This is a genomic window from Mesorhizobium sp. P2_C5_2 (assembly GCF_056404535.1).
Genome location: NZ_JBFUDV010000005.1, coordinates 1,002,120 through 1,017,310, shown reverse-complemented (window position 1 = coordinate 1,017,310; position 15,191 = coordinate 1,002,120). Strand labels below are relative to the sequence as shown.

Annotated in this window: 17 protein-coding genes; 6 read left to right on the top strand and 11 right to left on the bottom strand. The window is 62.5% G+C overall.

Features of this window, described 5'->3' with window-relative positions; all coding sequences use genetic code 11:
• Positions 1 to 12: 12 nt before the first annotated feature.
• The 3 genes from AC1D1B_RS23425 to AC1D1B_RS23415 all read right to left on the bottom strand — a co-directional run bounded on the left by AC1D1B_RS23425 (position 13) and on the right by AC1D1B_RS23415 (position 2,074).
• Positions 13 to 216 carry a DUF3126 family protein gene (locus AC1D1B_RS23425; RefSeq protein ID WP_006200852.1) on the bottom strand — a complete coding sequence of 68 codons (204 nt, stop codon included), beginning with the start codon at positions 214 to 216 and terminating at the stop codon, positions 13 to 15.
• 153 nt (positions 217 to 369) lie between these two features.
• A complete protein-coding gene (gene cysE, locus AC1D1B_RS23420) occupies positions 370 to 1,218 on the bottom strand; it encodes a serine O-acetyltransferase (protein WP_142864913.1) in 849 nt (282 codons plus the stop codon).
• 229 nt (positions 1,219 to 1,447) lie between these two features.
• Positions 1,448 to 2,074, bottom strand: a complete 627-nt coding sequence (locus AC1D1B_RS23415) for a VOC family protein (RefSeq protein ID WP_477334738.1) — start codon at positions 2,072 to 2,074, stop codon at positions 1,448 to 1,450.
• Between the two features lie 112 nt (positions 2,075 to 2,186).
• Between AC1D1B_RS23415 and AC1D1B_RS23410 the strand changes: the two genes are divergently transcribed.
• Positions 2,187 to 2,798, top strand: coding sequence for an HD domain-containing protein (locus AC1D1B_RS23410; protein ID WP_477334737.1), 612 nt, complete (start codon positions 2,187 to 2,189; stop codon positions 2,796 to 2,798).
• 22 nt (positions 2,799 to 2,820) lie between these two features.
• Here AC1D1B_RS23410 and AC1D1B_RS23405 read toward each other — a convergent pair whose 3' ends face one another.
• The 4 genes from AC1D1B_RS23405 to AC1D1B_RS23390 all read right to left on the bottom strand — a co-directional run bounded on the left by AC1D1B_RS23405 (position 2,821) and on the right by AC1D1B_RS23390 (position 5,442).
• Positions 2,821 to 3,318 (bottom strand): GNAT family N-acetyltransferase, encoded by a 498-nt coding sequence (locus AC1D1B_RS23405; RefSeq protein ID WP_477334736.1) that lies wholly within the window; start codon positions 3,316 to 3,318, stop codon positions 2,821 to 2,823.
• Between the two features lie 51 nt (positions 3,319 to 3,369).
• Positions 3,370 to 4,137, bottom strand: coding sequence for an alpha/beta fold hydrolase (locus AC1D1B_RS23400; protein ID WP_477334735.1), 768 nt, complete (start codon positions 4,135 to 4,137; stop codon positions 3,370 to 3,372).
• 9 nt (positions 4,138 to 4,146) lie between these two features.
• Positions 4,147 to 4,722, bottom strand: a complete 576-nt coding sequence (locus tag AC1D1B_RS23395) for a DUF192 domain-containing protein (RefSeq protein WP_477334734.1) — start codon at positions 4,720 to 4,722, stop codon at positions 4,147 to 4,149.
• Positions 4,723 to 4,845: 123 nt separating this feature from the next.
• On the bottom strand, positions 4,846 to 5,442 hold the full coding sequence (locus AC1D1B_RS23390) for a cold-shock protein (RefSeq protein ID WP_477265118.1): 597 nt from the start codon (positions 5,440 to 5,442) through the stop codon (positions 4,846 to 4,848).
• Positions 5,443 to 5,799: 357 nt separating this feature from the next.
• Here AC1D1B_RS23390 and AC1D1B_RS23385 point away from each other — a divergent pair, with 357 nt between their 5' ends.
• The gene (locus tag AC1D1B_RS23385; protein WP_477334733.1) at positions 5,800 to 6,240 is read left to right on the top strand and encodes a VOC family protein; all 441 of its coding nucleotides are present in this window, start codon (positions 5,800 to 5,802) and stop codon (positions 6,238 to 6,240) included.
• A gap of 131 nt (positions 6,241 to 6,371) precedes the next feature.
• The gene (locus AC1D1B_RS23380; protein WP_477334732.1) at positions 6,372 to 6,665 is read left to right on the top strand and encodes a DUF2218 domain-containing protein; all 294 of its coding nucleotides are present in this window, start codon (positions 6,372 to 6,374) and stop codon (positions 6,663 to 6,665) included.
• A 2-nt stretch (positions 6,666 to 6,667) separates the two neighbouring features.
• Here the strand turns inward: AC1D1B_RS23380 and AC1D1B_RS23375 are convergent, their stop codons facing one another.
• From AC1D1B_RS23375 to AC1D1B_RS23365, 3 genes are read right to left on the bottom strand one after another with little or no spacing between them, the layout of a single operon-like run.
• Entirely contained in the window at positions 6,668 to 7,222 is a 555-nt protein-coding gene (locus AC1D1B_RS23375; RefSeq protein ID WP_477334731.1) for a DUF1697 domain-containing protein, read from the bottom strand.
• The gene (ilvA, locus tag AC1D1B_RS23370) at positions 7,219 to 8,475 is read right to left on the bottom strand and encodes a threonine ammonia-lyase IlvA (protein WP_477334730.1); all 1,257 of its coding nucleotides are present in this window, start codon (positions 8,473 to 8,475) and stop codon (positions 7,219 to 7,221) included. The genes AC1D1B_RS23375 and ilvA overlap by 4 nt, the downstream gene beginning before the upstream one ends.
• Before the next feature lie 4 nt (positions 8,476 to 8,479).
• Complete coding sequence (locus AC1D1B_RS23365; protein ID WP_477334729.1) at positions 8,480 to 9,328, bottom strand: O-fucosyltransferase family protein; 849 nt, start codon at positions 9,326 to 9,328, stop codon at positions 8,480 to 8,482.
• Between the two features lie 98 nt (positions 9,329 to 9,426).
• Here AC1D1B_RS23365 and AC1D1B_RS23360 point away from each other — a divergent pair, with 98 nt between their 5' ends.
• The 3 genes from AC1D1B_RS23360 to AC1D1B_RS23350 all read left to right on the top strand — a co-directional run bounded on the left by AC1D1B_RS23360 (position 9,427) and on the right by AC1D1B_RS23350 (position 13,304).
• Complete coding sequence (locus tag AC1D1B_RS23360) at positions 9,427 to 10,830, top strand: aminopeptidase P family N-terminal domain-containing protein (RefSeq protein ID WP_477334728.1); 1,404 nt, start codon at positions 9,427 to 9,429, stop codon at positions 10,828 to 10,830.
• Between the two features lie 100 nt (positions 10,831 to 10,930).
• A complete protein-coding gene (locus AC1D1B_RS23355; RefSeq protein WP_477334727.1) occupies positions 10,931 to 12,004 on the top strand; it encodes an alpha/beta hydrolase in 1,074 nt (357 codons plus the stop codon).
• A 136-nt stretch (positions 12,005 to 12,140) separates the two neighbouring features.
• Positions 12,141 to 13,304: an alpha/beta hydrolase gene (locus tag AC1D1B_RS23350; protein WP_477334726.1), complete on the top strand. Its 1,164-nt coding sequence runs from the start codon at positions 12,141 to 12,143 to the stop codon at positions 13,302 to 13,304.
• 12 nt (positions 13,305 to 13,316) lie between these two features.
• On the opposite strand, the gene ade is transcribed toward AC1D1B_RS23350, so the two are convergent.
• Entirely contained in the window at positions 13,317 to 15,134 is a 1,818-nt protein-coding gene (gene ade / locus AC1D1B_RS23345; RefSeq protein WP_477334725.1) for an adenine deaminase, read from the bottom strand.
• Positions 15,135 to 15,191: the final 57 nt, after the last annotated feature.

Here is a 15,191-nt window from a genome sequence, read left to right as displayed (position 1 = left end):
CAAGGCCCTGGCTCAGGCCAGATCGATGTCGAGGATCGCCATCGAGAAATTGTAATCGCCGTCGTCTTCGTCCTTGAAGACGATGCCGAGGAACTCGTCACCGACATAGACCTCGGCCGAATCTTCCTTGCGCGGCCGCGCCTTCACTTCGAGTTTGGGATTCTGGAAGACGCGCTTGAAATAGGCGTCCAGCTTTCTGATTTCGTCCGGCTTCAAAAGTCTTCTCCGATCGTCGGGCTTGCTCGTTGGAACGCGCTTCTGGCACGTCGACAATGGCGATGTAAAGGCAAGCCGGCTGGATAGAACGCGAAGTTAAGCGGCAACAGCGCCGGCAGCCGGACTTCAGCCCGGCACACCGGATCGTGCAGATCAGATGTCGAAGCTGACGACCTGGTCCATCGACTGCGATGGCAAAAGCTGGTCCATCTGGCGCGAAGGCTGGTCGCAGCCGGTCTCGCCGACGACACGGGCCGGCACACCTGCAACCGTCTTGTTGTGCGGCACCGGCGACAGCACCACCGAACCTGCCGCGATCTTCGAGCAATGGCCGACCTCGATATTGCCGAGAATCTTGGCGCCGGCGCCGATCAACACGCCGTAGCGAATCTTCGGGTGACGGTCGCCGCCGGCCTTGCCGGTGCCGCCCAGCGTCACGCCGTGCAGGATCGACACATCGTCCTCGATCACAGCCGTCTCGCCGACGACGAGGCCGGTGGCGTGGTCGATGAAGATGCCCTTGCCGATGCGGGCGGCCGGATTGATGTCGGTCTGGAACACCGAAGACGAGCGGCTCTGCAGATAGAGCGCGAAATCCTTGCGGCCCTGGTTCCACAGCCAATGCGCCAGCCTGTGCGTCTGGATGGCGTGAAAACCTTTGAAATAGAGCACCGGCATGATGAAGCGGTCGCAGGCCGGATCGCGATCGTAATAGGCCTGGATGTCGACACGCACGGTGGACGACCATTCCTTGTCGTCGGCCAGCATCGATTTGAACGTCTGGCGGATGAGGTCGGAACCGATGTCCTGATGCGCAAGCCGCTCGGCGATCCGGTGGATGACCGCTTCTTCCAGGCTCTCCTGGTTGAGAATGGTCGAATAGAGGAACGCCGCCAGAAGCGGGTCGCGGTTGACCGCTTCCATCGCCTCGTCGCGGATCGAGCGCCAGATCGGATCGACCGGCTGCACCATTGTGGGGCGGGCAATCGTAATGCTGTTCATCGACGTCTCCGGCCTGCCGGCTTGTTGTCCGGCCGCACATATAGGCCAGATCATAGCACGATTGAACTCAATTTTCCTTAGTGCTTCATCAAATGGATTTGGTTCACGCAGATTCAAGCCGCCATGGAAAACGAACCCTTGATCACCGGGAACCGGAAAACTGGCCTTCCGCACCTGCCCCATGCGGAAGGCGCAGCGATCTTGTGCTCGGCGAACCCAAGGGCGCCGTTCAAGTCGGCAGCGGCTTTCCTGCCTGTTCCGCCACCATATATTCGGCGTACCAGTCGGGCCAGTTCACATCGTGCTGTCCGCCGGTCCGCTTCTCGTGCTCGCCATGTGCGGCTGCCGCGCGCCTAAGCGCCGCGGCAAGCTCGCCCGACGAGGTAAATATCGCGTCGCCGGCGTCCACGCGCCCGGGCAAGCGCTGGGTGATCTCCTGCAGGATAAAACTGTTGCCGTCCGGATCGCTGAACGTGACATAGGAGGAATAGCTGCGCCCTTCCGGATGCCTGCCGCTGACCGGCGGCTGACCGGGGCCAGTACGGTGGAACACCTCGCTTGCCTCGACGCCGCGCGCCACGAGTTCGGCATGCGCCGCCACGATATCGGATACGACGAGATAAAGTCCTTTGGCCGAGCCTGGCGCGGCTGTCGTCAGGCCTTTGCCGAAGTGGATCGAACATGGCGAACCCGGCGGCGTGAACTGCACGACCCGGAACGCATCGCCGACGACGAAGTCGGCATCGAGCCGCCAACCGAGGCCACCATAAAAACGCTTGGAGCGCTCGGCATCCGCAACCGCAATGATGACGGCCTCCAGCTTCATGTCGATCGTCCCCGGCAAGGTATTCGTCATGTCAGCCTCCTTGGTTGAATGGAATGGCAACATTCCCCAGAGCCCCGGCCCGCGCAAGGTTTGAAATGATTGGTTTTGACTCCGAGGGGCTGGGGCCGGTTAAACTGGACGGATGACAAACTTGAAAGACCAGCACTTGATCGACGAACCGCTGAAGCGAGAACTCTCGGCGCTCTATCGGGCCGAAGACCGCCACTACCACAACCTCAGACATATCGAGGCGATGCTGGCGCTGGCCGGCGACTATCGCGCATCGCTGCATGATCCCGAAGCCGTAGAGGCCGCGATCTGGTTCCACGATGCCATCTATGACAGCAAGGCCAAGGACAATGAGGCGCAAAGTGCGGCCCTTGCCGAGAAAAACCTGGCTGGACGCACCGATGCGGAACGCTTAAGCCGCATCGCTGAGATGATCCTCGCCACCGCCACGCACCAACTGCCGTCCTTCGACGACGCAGCGGCGCTTCGCGATGCCAGCCTGTTCCTCGACATGGACCTGTCGATCCTGGGCGCCGCGCCGGCTACGTTCGATGCCTATGAGCGTGCGGTCCGGCTCGAATATGCCTGGGTCGAGGAGTCGATGTGGCGCGCCGGCCGCAGCGCTGTCCTGAAGAGTTTTCTCGCCCGCGACCACATCTTCCACACCGACGAATTCCGGCGCCGGTTCGAACCGCAGGCGAGGCAGAACATCGCGCGCTCGATCGAGGCTCTTGCGCAAGACTGACCGGCTGATCGCGGTCGCAGCATTAGTCGGGAAATGTCTCCATGCGTTGCGCGTAAGGCTTGAAGCCTGCCCGGCCGTAGACCGATTGCGCCGACGGATGGTCGTAAGTGTCGGTATGAAGCCAGACCCTTTGCGGCGCATACGACCAGACGGCGCGAAGCGCCTGGTCGAGCAAGAACGGCCCGAGCCTGCGGCCATGGAAAGCGGGAACCAGCCCAAAATGAACCAGTTCGACGTCAGGTTTGCCGACGCCATTGAATTCGCACAGGCCGGCGGCCACGCCCTCGACGCGCAGCACATGGATATGTGTCGAGGGTAGCGCCAAAAGGCGCTCGAGGTCTTCGGCCGCCATGCGCAGCCGCTGATCCCACTGCACAGGCTCGCCGACGGCGCGGTAGAGACTGATGTAACTGGCGCGGTCCAGCCTTTCCGGCGCAACCGTAACCGGCTCTGTCAGCACAAAAGCCCTACCTGACGGCGGCGCGGCCATCTCCATATAGGTGACGAGGAGCTCGACCATGGCGGTTCCGGTTTGAGGCAAGAGCGCCACCGATTCAGATCGCCATCCGCCTCAGAGCGGATTTTCGGCATAAAACTCCAGCACGCGCTGCTTGAAGGTCTTGTCGCCGACGGCCAGCATATGGTCGCGACCGTCGATGTGAAACGCCCTGGCATTCGGCATCAGCGCGGCAAGCTCGTCGGGCGAACCGCCGATATCGTCTGTCGTCCCAACCGCAATCAGCGTCGGTTGGGCGATGCGCGTCATGTCGTCCTCGCTGAGCAATTCGCGCGACTTTGCGATGCAGGCGGCCAGCGCCCGGCGGTCGCTGCGTGTCTGATCGGCAAAGGCGCGGAACGAGCGCCCGCGTGGATGGCTGGTGGCGGCCGGATCATCGGCCAGCAGCGCTTCGGCGATCGGGTCCCAATCGCCGACGCCGTCAACCATGCCGATGCCGAGGCCGCCGAAGACCAGCGTCGCCACCTTGTCCGGATCGGACAGCGCCAGGAACGCCGAGATTCGCGCGCCCATCGAATAGCCCATGACATGCGCGCGGCCAATGCCGAGATGGTCGAGTAGCGCTGCCGCATCCGAGGCCATTTTGGCCGGCGTGTAGTCGGCCTCGTCATAGCTCTTCGACGAAGAGCCGTGGCCGCGATTGTCGAAGGCGATGGCGCGATAACCGGCATCGTTCAGCGTCTTGAACCAGCCCGGCGATACCCAGTTGACATAGTGGCTGGAGGCAAAGCCGTGGATCATCAGCACCGGATCGCCATTACCCGACGCCGGCTGGCGGTCGAGGAAGGCTAGATCGAACCCGTCATGCGAAAAGAACTGCATCGACGCCGCTCAGCCGGCGCCGGGCGTCGGCGAATCGCCCTTGTCCGCCGGCGGCATGCCAGGCCCGGACACGGTGCCAACGGCCGGATGGCGCAGCAGATCGCCATATCCGATGCCGTTCTTGGCGGCGATGCCGGCCTTGAGCTCGAGCACGAAGCGCACCGGCACACCTGGCGAGATGACCGCCTCGGACAGCGGCTCGCCATGCTTGACTGCCCGGATCTTGCCGTCCTGGCCGACAAAGATCAGGTCGAGCGGCATCGGCGTGTTGCGCATCCAGAAGCCGACCTGCTTCTGCATCTCGAACACGAACAGCATGCCATGATCGTCCGCCATGTCCTGACGGAACATCAGACCGGCCTCGCGCTCTGCTTCGGTGTTCGCGATTTCGATGGTGAAGGATTTGTCTCCGCCTTTCGTCGCCACTACCAGCGGCCTCGGATCGACGGGAAGGATCATCGCCTGGCTGTCGCCGGCAGGAGCCTGCTGGGACGCGGTCGGCTGCCCCGAATAGAAGTAGGCGCCGGCGGCTACGGCAACGATGACGCAGAGTGCGCCTGCTGTCAGCCAGTTCCTATGCGCCATCTGAAATCCTCGACCGAAGACCATGATCCCGAAACGTGGTCTCAGGTATTCGGATAAGATCGTGGTGAAACCAAGAAAACAAGGAAAGAGAGCCGTCCCGAATCCTTTGGGATGGCTCGTATCCTAATGCGCTACCGGCAAGGTGCCCATATCGGGGTGAATCTCGGCAGCCATAAGGCCTTTGTCGCCGCGCCCGAAGCGCACCAGCACGACCTGTCCGGGCCTGAGCTCGGTGATGCCATAGCGGCGCAGCGTCTCCATATGGACGAAGATATCCTCGGTGCCCTCGCCCCTGGTCAGGAAGCCGAAGCCCTTGGTGCGGTTGAACCACTTCACCAGCGCCCGTTCGAGGCCGCTTTCCGGCGTCACGGACACATGGGTGCGCTGTTCCTGCATCTCGGCCGGATGGATCGCCGTGGTGGTGTCCATGGACAGCACCCGGAACGCCTGCAAGCCGCGGTCGCCATGCTTGACGAGGCACACGACGCGCGCGCCCTCCAATGCAGTCTGGAAACCGTCTTTTCGGAGACAGGTCACATGGAGGAGGATGTCACCCGAAAAACCGTCATCGGGAAGTATGAAGCCGTAGCCCTTGGCCACGTCGAACCATTTGATGGCGCCGGCGATTTCGACCAGGTCGGCGGTGTCGCCGCCACTGTCGCGCTGCAGGGCGTCGTCAAGGTTCTCATCCCGCCTCGTGAAAGAGGCCCTATCCCCCATAAGAACGCCCCCTTTTTTTCAAGAAAACTGCAAGTGATTCTTGACATCAGATTAACACCGCCGCTTCCGGGGTGTGCAAGACCTGACGTGCCTTTTTTCGCGGTTGGATACAGGAATAGCTGATTTGTTGTTTGCCGGCGTTGCTGCCGGCCGCAATGACCATCTGTCCAGGCCGTCAACCGGTCGGCAATTTGCCCCGGATTCTGCCGAAATCGGCAACCAGTTGCGCCCAACGCTTTTGTCAGAGCAATCTGACTTTTCCAAAACCGGCGACCACTTTTTCAATCCGATGCTCGTTGCCCTTCAGCGGGGTGGACCCTATGTTGCCTCGCAACCCAAACATCCCCGAGGAATCCTATGCGCTACCTCCACACCATGGTCCGTGTCGCCGACGTCGATGTCTCGCTCGATTTCTATGTCAACAAGCTCGGCCTGAAGGAAGTGCGCCGCTACGAAAACGAGCAGGGCCGCTTCACGCTGATCTTCCTCGCCGCCTCCGAGGACGTAGAGAGCGGCATCGCCGACAAGGCGCCGCTGATCGAGCTGACCTACAATTGGGATCCGGAAGACTATAAGGGCGGCCGCAATTTCGGCCACCTCGCCTATGAGGTCGACGACATCTACGCCACCTGCCAGCATCTGATGGACAGTGGCGTCGTCATCAACCGGCCGCCGCGCGACGGCAACATGGCCTTCGTCAAGTCGCCGGACGGCATTTCGTTCGAGCTGTTGCAGAAGGGACCGGCCAAGCCGAAGGCCGAGCCCTGGGCCTCGATGCCGAATACCGGCACCTGGTAGCGATCACGCCATCTTGAAGCGAGGCGGCCGAGGTAAAAGCCGGCCGCCTTTGCGATTTTGGGCCACGCCACCTATGTAGGCGGTCATCGCGCCCAGCCGACAGCCAGCGCCCGGAACAAGAGAGTTCGTTCATGCCGTCCAGTCATGCCGATGTCACCACCGCCTGTGCCAGCCGTTATCTGCAGCAGCTGTGCAAGCACTGGGCACACAAGTTTCCCGTCGAGTTCGATCCGAACCATGGCACCATCGATCTCTCGCTGGGCCGCACGGTTCTCGATGCCGACGCGGCAGCGCTGCATATCACGGTGTCGACAGATGAAGGCGGATCGCTGGAGCGCCTGGAGAGCGTCGTTGCCGATCACATCAAGCGTTTTGCCTTCCGCGAAGAGCTGATCTTCGATTGGAAGCCCGCCCCGGCGGCGTAACGCTATTTTGCGCCGGCCTGAACGGCCATCTCCAGCAGCGCCAGCACCGAGCGCCAGTTGCGCGCGGTGCCCGGCACTTTCAGCGTGCGCGGAAGAATGTTGGCAAACGCCGATTTGCCGAGCCCGTCCGGCGCCTTGAGGTAGAGCACGTCGCCTTTGACCTCGAAGCTTTCGGGGCCGGTGCACTTTTCGGCAAGCCTGGAAATTTCGTCCGCTGTCGGCTGGCGCTCCAGCGTATAGGCGTGAAGCTTGGTCGGATCGCCGGCCACTTCCGGATAGGGATTTTCACTCACCAACCGCTCGAACCAGCCGAGATCGCGCACCATGATGCGCGAATGAAAGCCCCATTTTTTCTCGAAGGCGGTTTCGATCTGTTTCGTCAGCGTGGCCGCATCGCCCTTCTTCGCCCGGAACACGACATTGCCGCTCTGCACATAGCTCGCGACGTCGATGAAGCCGAGCGTTTCGAAAAACGCCCGCAACTCCGCCATTTTGACGATGCGGTTGCCGCCGACATTGATGCCGGAAAACAACGCAACAAAGACCGCGCCGCTCATATGATGAAGCCCGCCAGGGTCTCGTTATCGGTGATGTCCTGATAGTGCACGCCCTCGGCTTCGAAATTCGCCTTCAGCAGGTCGAAATTGCGCCGGTCCTTTGTTTCGATGCCGATCAGCACCGAACCAAAATTGCGCGCCGATTTCTTCAGATATTCGAAGCGGGCGATATCGTCGTCGGGACCGAGCATTTCGAGGAAGTCACGCAGCGCGCCCGGCCGCTGCGGGAAACGGATGATGAAGTATTTCTTCAGTCCCTCGAAGCGCAGCGCCCGCTCCTTCACGTCTGGCAGCCGCTCGAAATCGAAATTGCCGCCCGACACCACAGCAACAATGGTCTTGCCGCGGATTTCCTTCCGCGAAAAATCCTTCAGCGCATCGATCGCCAGCGCCCCGGCCGGCTCCAGCACCACGCCCTCGATGTTGAGCATCTCGATCATGGTGGCGCAGAGCCGGTTCTCGGGGATCAGACGGACCGCATCGGCGGCGAACTCCTTGAGGTGGCGCAACGGCTCGCGGCCGATCTCGGCCACCGCCGCGCCGTCGACGAAATTGTCGACATTGGCGAGCTTGATGCGCTTACCGCTGGCCAGGCTTTCATGCAGGCTCGGCGCGCCGGCCGGCTCGCAGAAGACGTAGCGGGCCTCGCGCTGCTGGTCGGCGAAATAGTGCGTCACGCCGGCGGCGAGACCGCCGCCGCCGACCGGCAGCATGATGATGTCGGGCATGCGCGCGCCGGGCATCTGGTCCGCAATCTCATAGGCGACCGTCGCCTGCCCCTCGATAATATCCTTGTGGTCGAAGGGCGGCACCATATGCGCGCCGGAACTTTCGGTGAATTCGAAGGCGGCGCGGTAGCAGTCGTCGAAGAAATCGCCGACCAGCCTGATCTCGACGAAGTCGCCACCGAACAGCCGCGTCTTGTCGATCTTCTGCTGCGGTGTCGTCACCGGCATGAAGACCACACCCTTCTTGCCAAAATGGCGGCACACGAAGGCAAAGCCCTGCGCATGGTTGCCGGCCGAAGCACAGACGAACAGCTCGGCCTCATTGCCGGCAGCAAGCGCCTTGCGGAAGAAGTTGAAGGCGCCCCGGATCTTGTAGGAGCGCACCGGCGAAAGATCCTCGCGCTTCAACAGCACCCGCGCCCCGGTCTTCTTCGACAGATAGTCGTTTTCCTGCAGCGGCGTTTCGGGAAAGATTTCGCGGATCGCGGCAGCGGCGATGCCAACACGGGCAGAAAAGCTGTTCATCAAATCATCCCCAGATCGCTTGGCGCAGCGCGCCCGGCGGCTTCGGCAAAACCCGCCAAGACGACAGCGGCCCATGCCAGAACGGTTCGTAGTACACGCTACCCTTGGACAGCAAGCCGGCGACATAACTCAGCGAGCTTTTCGCCATGATCAGGCAGTCGGCCGCGATCAATGCCGAGATCGTGGAAAACACATCCGAATTCAGCTCGAACGCGCAGATGTCGGCCAACGGTCCGAAGTCGGATTCGACGCCTTGCGAAAAGATGACGACGCGGTGCCGCGGGTGGTCGCGCTGCACGTGGCTGATGTTTCGCAGGATGGTGGCGTTGTCGGTCAGGCGCGATGCGTGAGCCGCATTGCTGGCGACATCGCCGCGCCTGACGTGAACGGCGATGGTGGGAACCTCAAACCTTCGCGGCGGCAAAGTGAGCCGCGCGCGAAATTCATCGACCAGTTGGCAGTAAAGGTCAGGGTTGCGCTCGGCAAAGCCATGGAAATGCCGTTGCGCGACAACGGCCGGAGCACCGCGATAGCCCTGGCTGAACGTCTCGCCGGAAATGATCGGGACGCCATCGGGAATGCCGGGAGCGCCCTGCCCCAGATTGAAGGCGGTTTCCCATCTGGTGGCAAAGGCCTCCGGCTGGTCACCATGATCAACCCATTGGAATGGTAAATGGAAATAGGGCACCCCGGCCACCCGTGAAAACAGGATCGCCGACATCACAGCATGGACCTGGGCGCCACCGCCGTCCTGCTTGCCAACACAGGTGATGCCGAGCAGCGAGCCCGCTCCGATCCTCGAATGGCCGAGAAAATCAGTCTTCACGAAGCGGCGGCGTTTGAACCCGAACATGGCCAACGCCTATTGCATAATTCGCGGTTTGCAGCCACCGATGCGATCGCTCGATCCTTCATCGATGCGCCATCAGATAAGACTGGAGCGCCTTTCCCATGCCTGTTTCGGCTGTCGCCCTGAAGACCGTCGCGCCTCCTGAATTCGGCGAGCCGACCACCATGCCGCTGCTTGCGCGCCAAACCTACGAGGCGCGCATCGAAGCCTTGCTGGCGCGCGGCGCAAGCGCCGGGCTCGATGCCTTCGCCGTCTATGGCGACCGCGAGCACACGGCCAATGTCGCCTATCTCAGTGGTTATGATCCGCGTTTCGAGGAGACGCTGCTGGTCATCGTCCCCGGCCAAACACCAAAACTTCTCGTCGGCAATGAGGGCTGGGGCTATGCCGAGATCTGCGATGGGCCGTATGAGCGCGTCCTCTACCAGACCTTCTCGCTGCCGGCGCAGCCGCGCGACCGCTCCGCCTCCCTGTCCGACACGCTTGCCGCCTGCGGCCTGAAGACCGGCCAGAAGATCGGCGCCATCGGCTGGAAGCCGTTCGGCCCCGGCGATGGCGGCTTTGGCGAGGCAACGCTCGACATGCCGTCCTTCATTGCCGATACGCTGCGCACACTGGCCGGCGACAAGGGTGCGGTGGTGAACGCCGCCAACCTTCTGATGAACCCTACGGACGGCCTGCGCGCCATCAACGAGGCCGACCAGCTGGCGGCCTTCGAATTCGCCGCGACCTTTTCCTCGCAAGGCCTGCGCAACGTGCTAGCAGCCATCGAGCCCGGCATGACCGAATTGCAGGCCGCGAAACTGATGGGGATGAACGGCCTGCCCCTCTGCTGCCACCCGATGCTATCCGCCGGCAAGCGCGCGCCATACGGCTTGCCCAGCCCGAGCCTGGACATCATCAGGCGCGGTGACCCCATCACCATGGCCTATGGTATCCAGGGCTCGCTCAACGCCCGTGCCGGCTTCCTGGTCGAGAGCGCCGCGGAACTGCCGCGCGAGATAAGCGATTATGTCGACAAACTGGTCGCGCCCTATTTCGCCGCCGTCGTCGATTGGTATGAGACCATCGGCATTGGCGTTGCCGGCGGCGCGCTTTGGAAGGCCGTGCACGACCGCATAGGCGACCCGTTCTTCGGCGTCTCGCTCAATCCCGGCCATCTCGTCCATATCGACGAATGGATGCATTCGCCGGTGTTTTCGGGCTCGGAGATCAAGTTAAGGTCGGGCATGGCACTGCAGGTCGACATCATCCCGGCGACTGGAACCAGCTATTTCACCACCAACATCGAGGACGGAATCGCCCTCGCCGATGAGGCCTTGCGCGACGAGATCGCAGCCCGCTATCCCGAAACCTGGCGCCGGATCGAGGCGCGCCGCGCCTTCATGGCGGACGTGCTCGGCATAAGGTTGAAGCCCGAAGTGCTGCCCTTCTCCAACATCCCGGCGTTCCTGCCGCCATTTTGGCTTTCGCGCAACAGTGCGATGGCCGTGGCTCGGCGCTGAACGCGTTTAGGCTGGACACGACTTACTTCTGCCGCACTCTCACTGTCCGGGAGGTGTCGCGGGGGTAGATGGGCCTTTTGGCCGGAGTGGAATTTTTGACGTGCGTTTGAAGACGATTTGCATTCTTGCACTTGCCCTGTTGATCGCCGGCTGCGGCAGCCGCAAAACCGAGGAACTGCTCGGCAGCGCCGTCATGTCCACGCCGGTGACCGAAATCTCGGGCAATCACTCGATCTTCATCGCCACGACACGCAAGAAATCCGATGATCCCAACAAGGTTTTCGACGGTGAGCGTTCGGCGACGCTGAACTATGCCCGAGTCAACGTCACCGTTCCCGGCATCCACCAGACCGGCCAGATCGAACGCCGCTCGCGCGGCAACTCCAACGACCCGGCCAAGTATTTCATGGCTTCCGAGGTTGTCGGCTATGACGCGCAGCCGAAATTTTCGAGCGCGCTGAACGCCGACATCGCAGCGCGCGGTGGCCGCGTCATGGTCTTCGTGCATGGCTACAACACCGGCTTCGACGACGCCGTCTACCGCTTGACCCAGATCGTCCACGATTCCGGCTACCCCGGCACCCCGGTGCTGTTTTCCTGGGCTTCAGGCGCCAAGACCACCGACTATGTCTATGACAAGGAAAGTGCCAGCGCCGCCCGCGACCAGTTGGAAGTGACACTCAGAATGCTGCAGCAGTCCGGCGCGCGGCGCATCGACATCGTCGCCCATTCGCTGGGAACCTGGGTCACCATGGAAACGCTGCGCCAAATGGCCATCACCGGCGACCGCGATCTCGGCGGCAAGCTCGGCGATGTGGTGCTGGCCTCGCCCGACATCGATGTCGACGTGTTCAAGAGCCAGATGCGCCGCTACGGCAAGCCGGACAAGCCGTTCATCCTGCTGCTGTCCGACGACGACCGTGCGCTCAGGCTCTCCGGCCTGATCGCCGGCTCGCGGCCGCGCGTCGGCGACTACAAGGACGCCGCAGACCTCGCCGCCTATGGCGTCACCGTGGTGGATCTCTCCAAGGTCAAGGGATCCGACAGCTTCAACCATACCAAATTCGCCGATAACCCCGAATTGGTGAAGATGATTGGCCAGCGGCTGCGTGAGGATGACGGCTTTGCCAGCGATCAGTCTGTGACCGACCGCATCACCCAGTTCGCGCAATAGGGTGGTTGTTGCCCTGCGGCTACTGTCGCTGCGTGAGTTCGCGAATGCCGTGCGGCCAGATCACTTTCAACTGGACCGGGCCTGTCTCTGCCTCTATCGACATTGAAATCGGCGCCATGCGCCAGCGGGAGCCCGCGTGAACGTGCGTTGGAAGACTGTCCTAGTCCTTGCGTTCGCGCTCGCTGTCGCCGGCTGCGCCAACCAGAACACGCATGACCTGTTGAACAAGACGACGGTGTCGGTGCCCGCCTCCGACATCGCGGCCACCCACGAAATCTTCGTTGCCACCACCCGTCAACCGGCGACCAAGGATCCGCGCCAAGTGTTCGACGGCGATCGCTCGCTGACCACCAATTACGCCCGCGTCGACGTCACCGTGCCGAAGGTTCACCAGGTCGGCGCCATCGAGCGTGCCAAGGGCTCGGCCAATTCCAACCCGGCCAAGCAGTTCACCGCCACCGACGTCGTCCACTATGGCGACGCCTCGCAATTCGCCAAGGCTGTCGGCGCCAACATCGCCGTGAATGGCGACCGCGCACTGGTCTTCGTGCACGGCTTCAACAACGGTTTCGACGACGGCGTCTACCGGCTGACGCAGATCGCTCACGACACCAAATATCCGGGCACGCCGGTGCTGTTTTCCTGGGCTTCGAGCGGCAAGACCACCGGCTACATCTACGACAAGGAAAGCGCCAACGCCGCGCGCGACGACCTCGAGGCGACGCTCAGGATGCTCGCCAAAACAAAGGTCAAGAGCATCGACATCATCGCGCATTCGATGGGAACCTGGGTGACGATGGAGGCGCTGCGCCAGCTCGCCATCACCGGTGACCGCGATCTCGGCGGCAAGCTCGGCTATGTCGTCCTCGCCTCGCCGGACATCGATGTCGACGTCTTCAAGAAGCAGATGATCCGCTACGGCAAACCCGACAAGCCGTTCGCCATCCTGCTTTCGGCCGACGACCGGGCGCTGAAACTGTCTTCGATCATCTCGGGCGACAAGCCGCGCGTCGGCGACTATGGCAATGCCGCCGATCTCGCCAGCTATGGTGTATCGGTCGTCGATCTCAGCCAGACCAAGGGCGGCGACCGCCTGAACCACGCCAAATTCGCCGACAATCCGATCCTGGTGCAGTTGCTCGGCGACCGGCTGCGCACGCCGGCAGGCCTGGCATCCGACGAACCCGATCCGGCGCAGCTCAACAATCTCGGTCAGGGTCTCGGCAAGGCGGTCGGCTCCATGGCCGAAGTCGTCATCACCACCCCGTTCAAGGTGCTGACCATCGCCACCGGCGGATGACAGCCGGGTCTCTCAGATAAACAGATCGACCTTCTGGAACGTCGTCACGTCGATCAGGCCGACATCGGAAATCCTGAGCTCCGGAATGACGACCAGCGCCAAGAGCGAGTGCTGCATGTAGGCGTTGTTGAGCGAACAGCCCATCTTGCGCATCGCCTCGGTCAGCTTCTCCGCCTTGGCCGCAACGATCTCGGCGCGTTCGTCCGACATCAGGCCCGCGATCGGCATTTCGACCAGCGCCAGTTCCTTGCCCTTTGAAAACAGCACCACGCCGCCGCCAACCTCACCCAGCCTGTTGACGGCCAGCGCCATGTCTTCCTTGTTGGTGCCGACGCAAATGATGTGGTGTGAGTCATGCGCCACGCTCGACGCCATGGCGCAGTCGCCCATATAGCCGAAGCCGGAAACAAAGGCGTTGGTGACGCCGCCTGTGCCCCTATGGCGCTCGACCAGCGCGATCTGGCAGATGTCGTTGCGGCGGTCCATGGCGACCAGCCCGTCTTCGACCGGCAGGTCGGCCTCCAGCGCCCGCGTCGGCGCCTGGTTCTCGATGACGCCGATGACACGCACCCGCACCTCATTGGCACCCTTGGGCGCCGCGATGTCGAAATCGCCTGCCCTCAGCTTCTTGCCAAGCTTGACGGTGTTCTTCGCCGTCTTCGGGTAATCATAGGCCGGAATGTCGATTTCGAGCTTACCGCCCTTGGCCAGCCTGACGCCGCGACCATAGACCTCGTCGATGGTCATGGCGGTAAGATCGGAGACGATCAGCAGGTCGGCCAGCCGTCCCGGCGCGATCGAGCCGATCTCGCGCTCCAGCTTGAAATGCTGGGCGGTGTTGAGCGTCGCCATCTGGATCGCCGTCACCGGCTTCAATCCCTGTTGGATGGCGTGGCGCACCACCCGGTCCATATGGCCTTCATGCACCAGCGTGCCGGAATGGCTGTCGTCGGTGCACAGTATGAAATTGCGCGGATCGAGCCCGCTCTCGGTCACCGCCTTGATCTGCGAGGCGACGTCGTACCATGCCGAACCCAGCCGCAACATCGCCTTCATGCCCTGGCGCACGCGGGCGATCGCGTCCTCGGCGCGTGTGCCCTCATGGTCATCCTCCGGGCCGCCGGCGACGTAGCCATGGAACGGCAGGCCGAGATCACGCGAGGCATAGTGGCCGCCGACCGTCTTGCCTGCTCTCACCGTCGCGGCGATCTCGCCCGACATCACCGGATCATTGGCGGCGACGCCGGGGAAATTCATCACTTCGCCGAGGCCGATGATGTTTTCCCAGGTCATCGCTTCAGTAACATCGGCAACCGTCAGTTCGGCGCCGGCATGTTCCAGCCCGGGCGCCGACGGCACGCAGGATGGCATCTGCACATGCACGTTGATCGGCATGGCGACAGCTTCGTCATGCATCAGCCGCACGCCGGGCAGCCCCAGCACATTGGCGATCTCATGCGGGTCGATGAACATCGAGGTGGTGCCGTGCGGGATGACAGCCCGGCAGAACTCGGTCACCGTCACCATGCCGCTCTCGACATGCATATGCGCGTCACAAAGACCGGGCACGAGATAGCGGCCGCCGGCATCGACCACCTTGGTGCCCTGGCCGATGGCATGGCTGGCGTTGGGTCCGCAATAGGCAAAGCGGCCGCCGGCAATGGCAATGTCGGTGCCGGCGATGATCTCGCCCGAATGCACGTTCACCCAGCGCCCGTTGCGAATGACGAGATCGGCGGGCTTGCGTCCGGTCGCCACATCGACCAGATGCGTCGCCATCTCGGTCCACGGTCTCGGTTTGGCGGCGCTTGCGGCTTTGGTTTTCGTCATTGGCGATTCCTCGGGGTTACAGCCACTCTCGCAAAAGTCGCCTTGCACCGCCAGAGC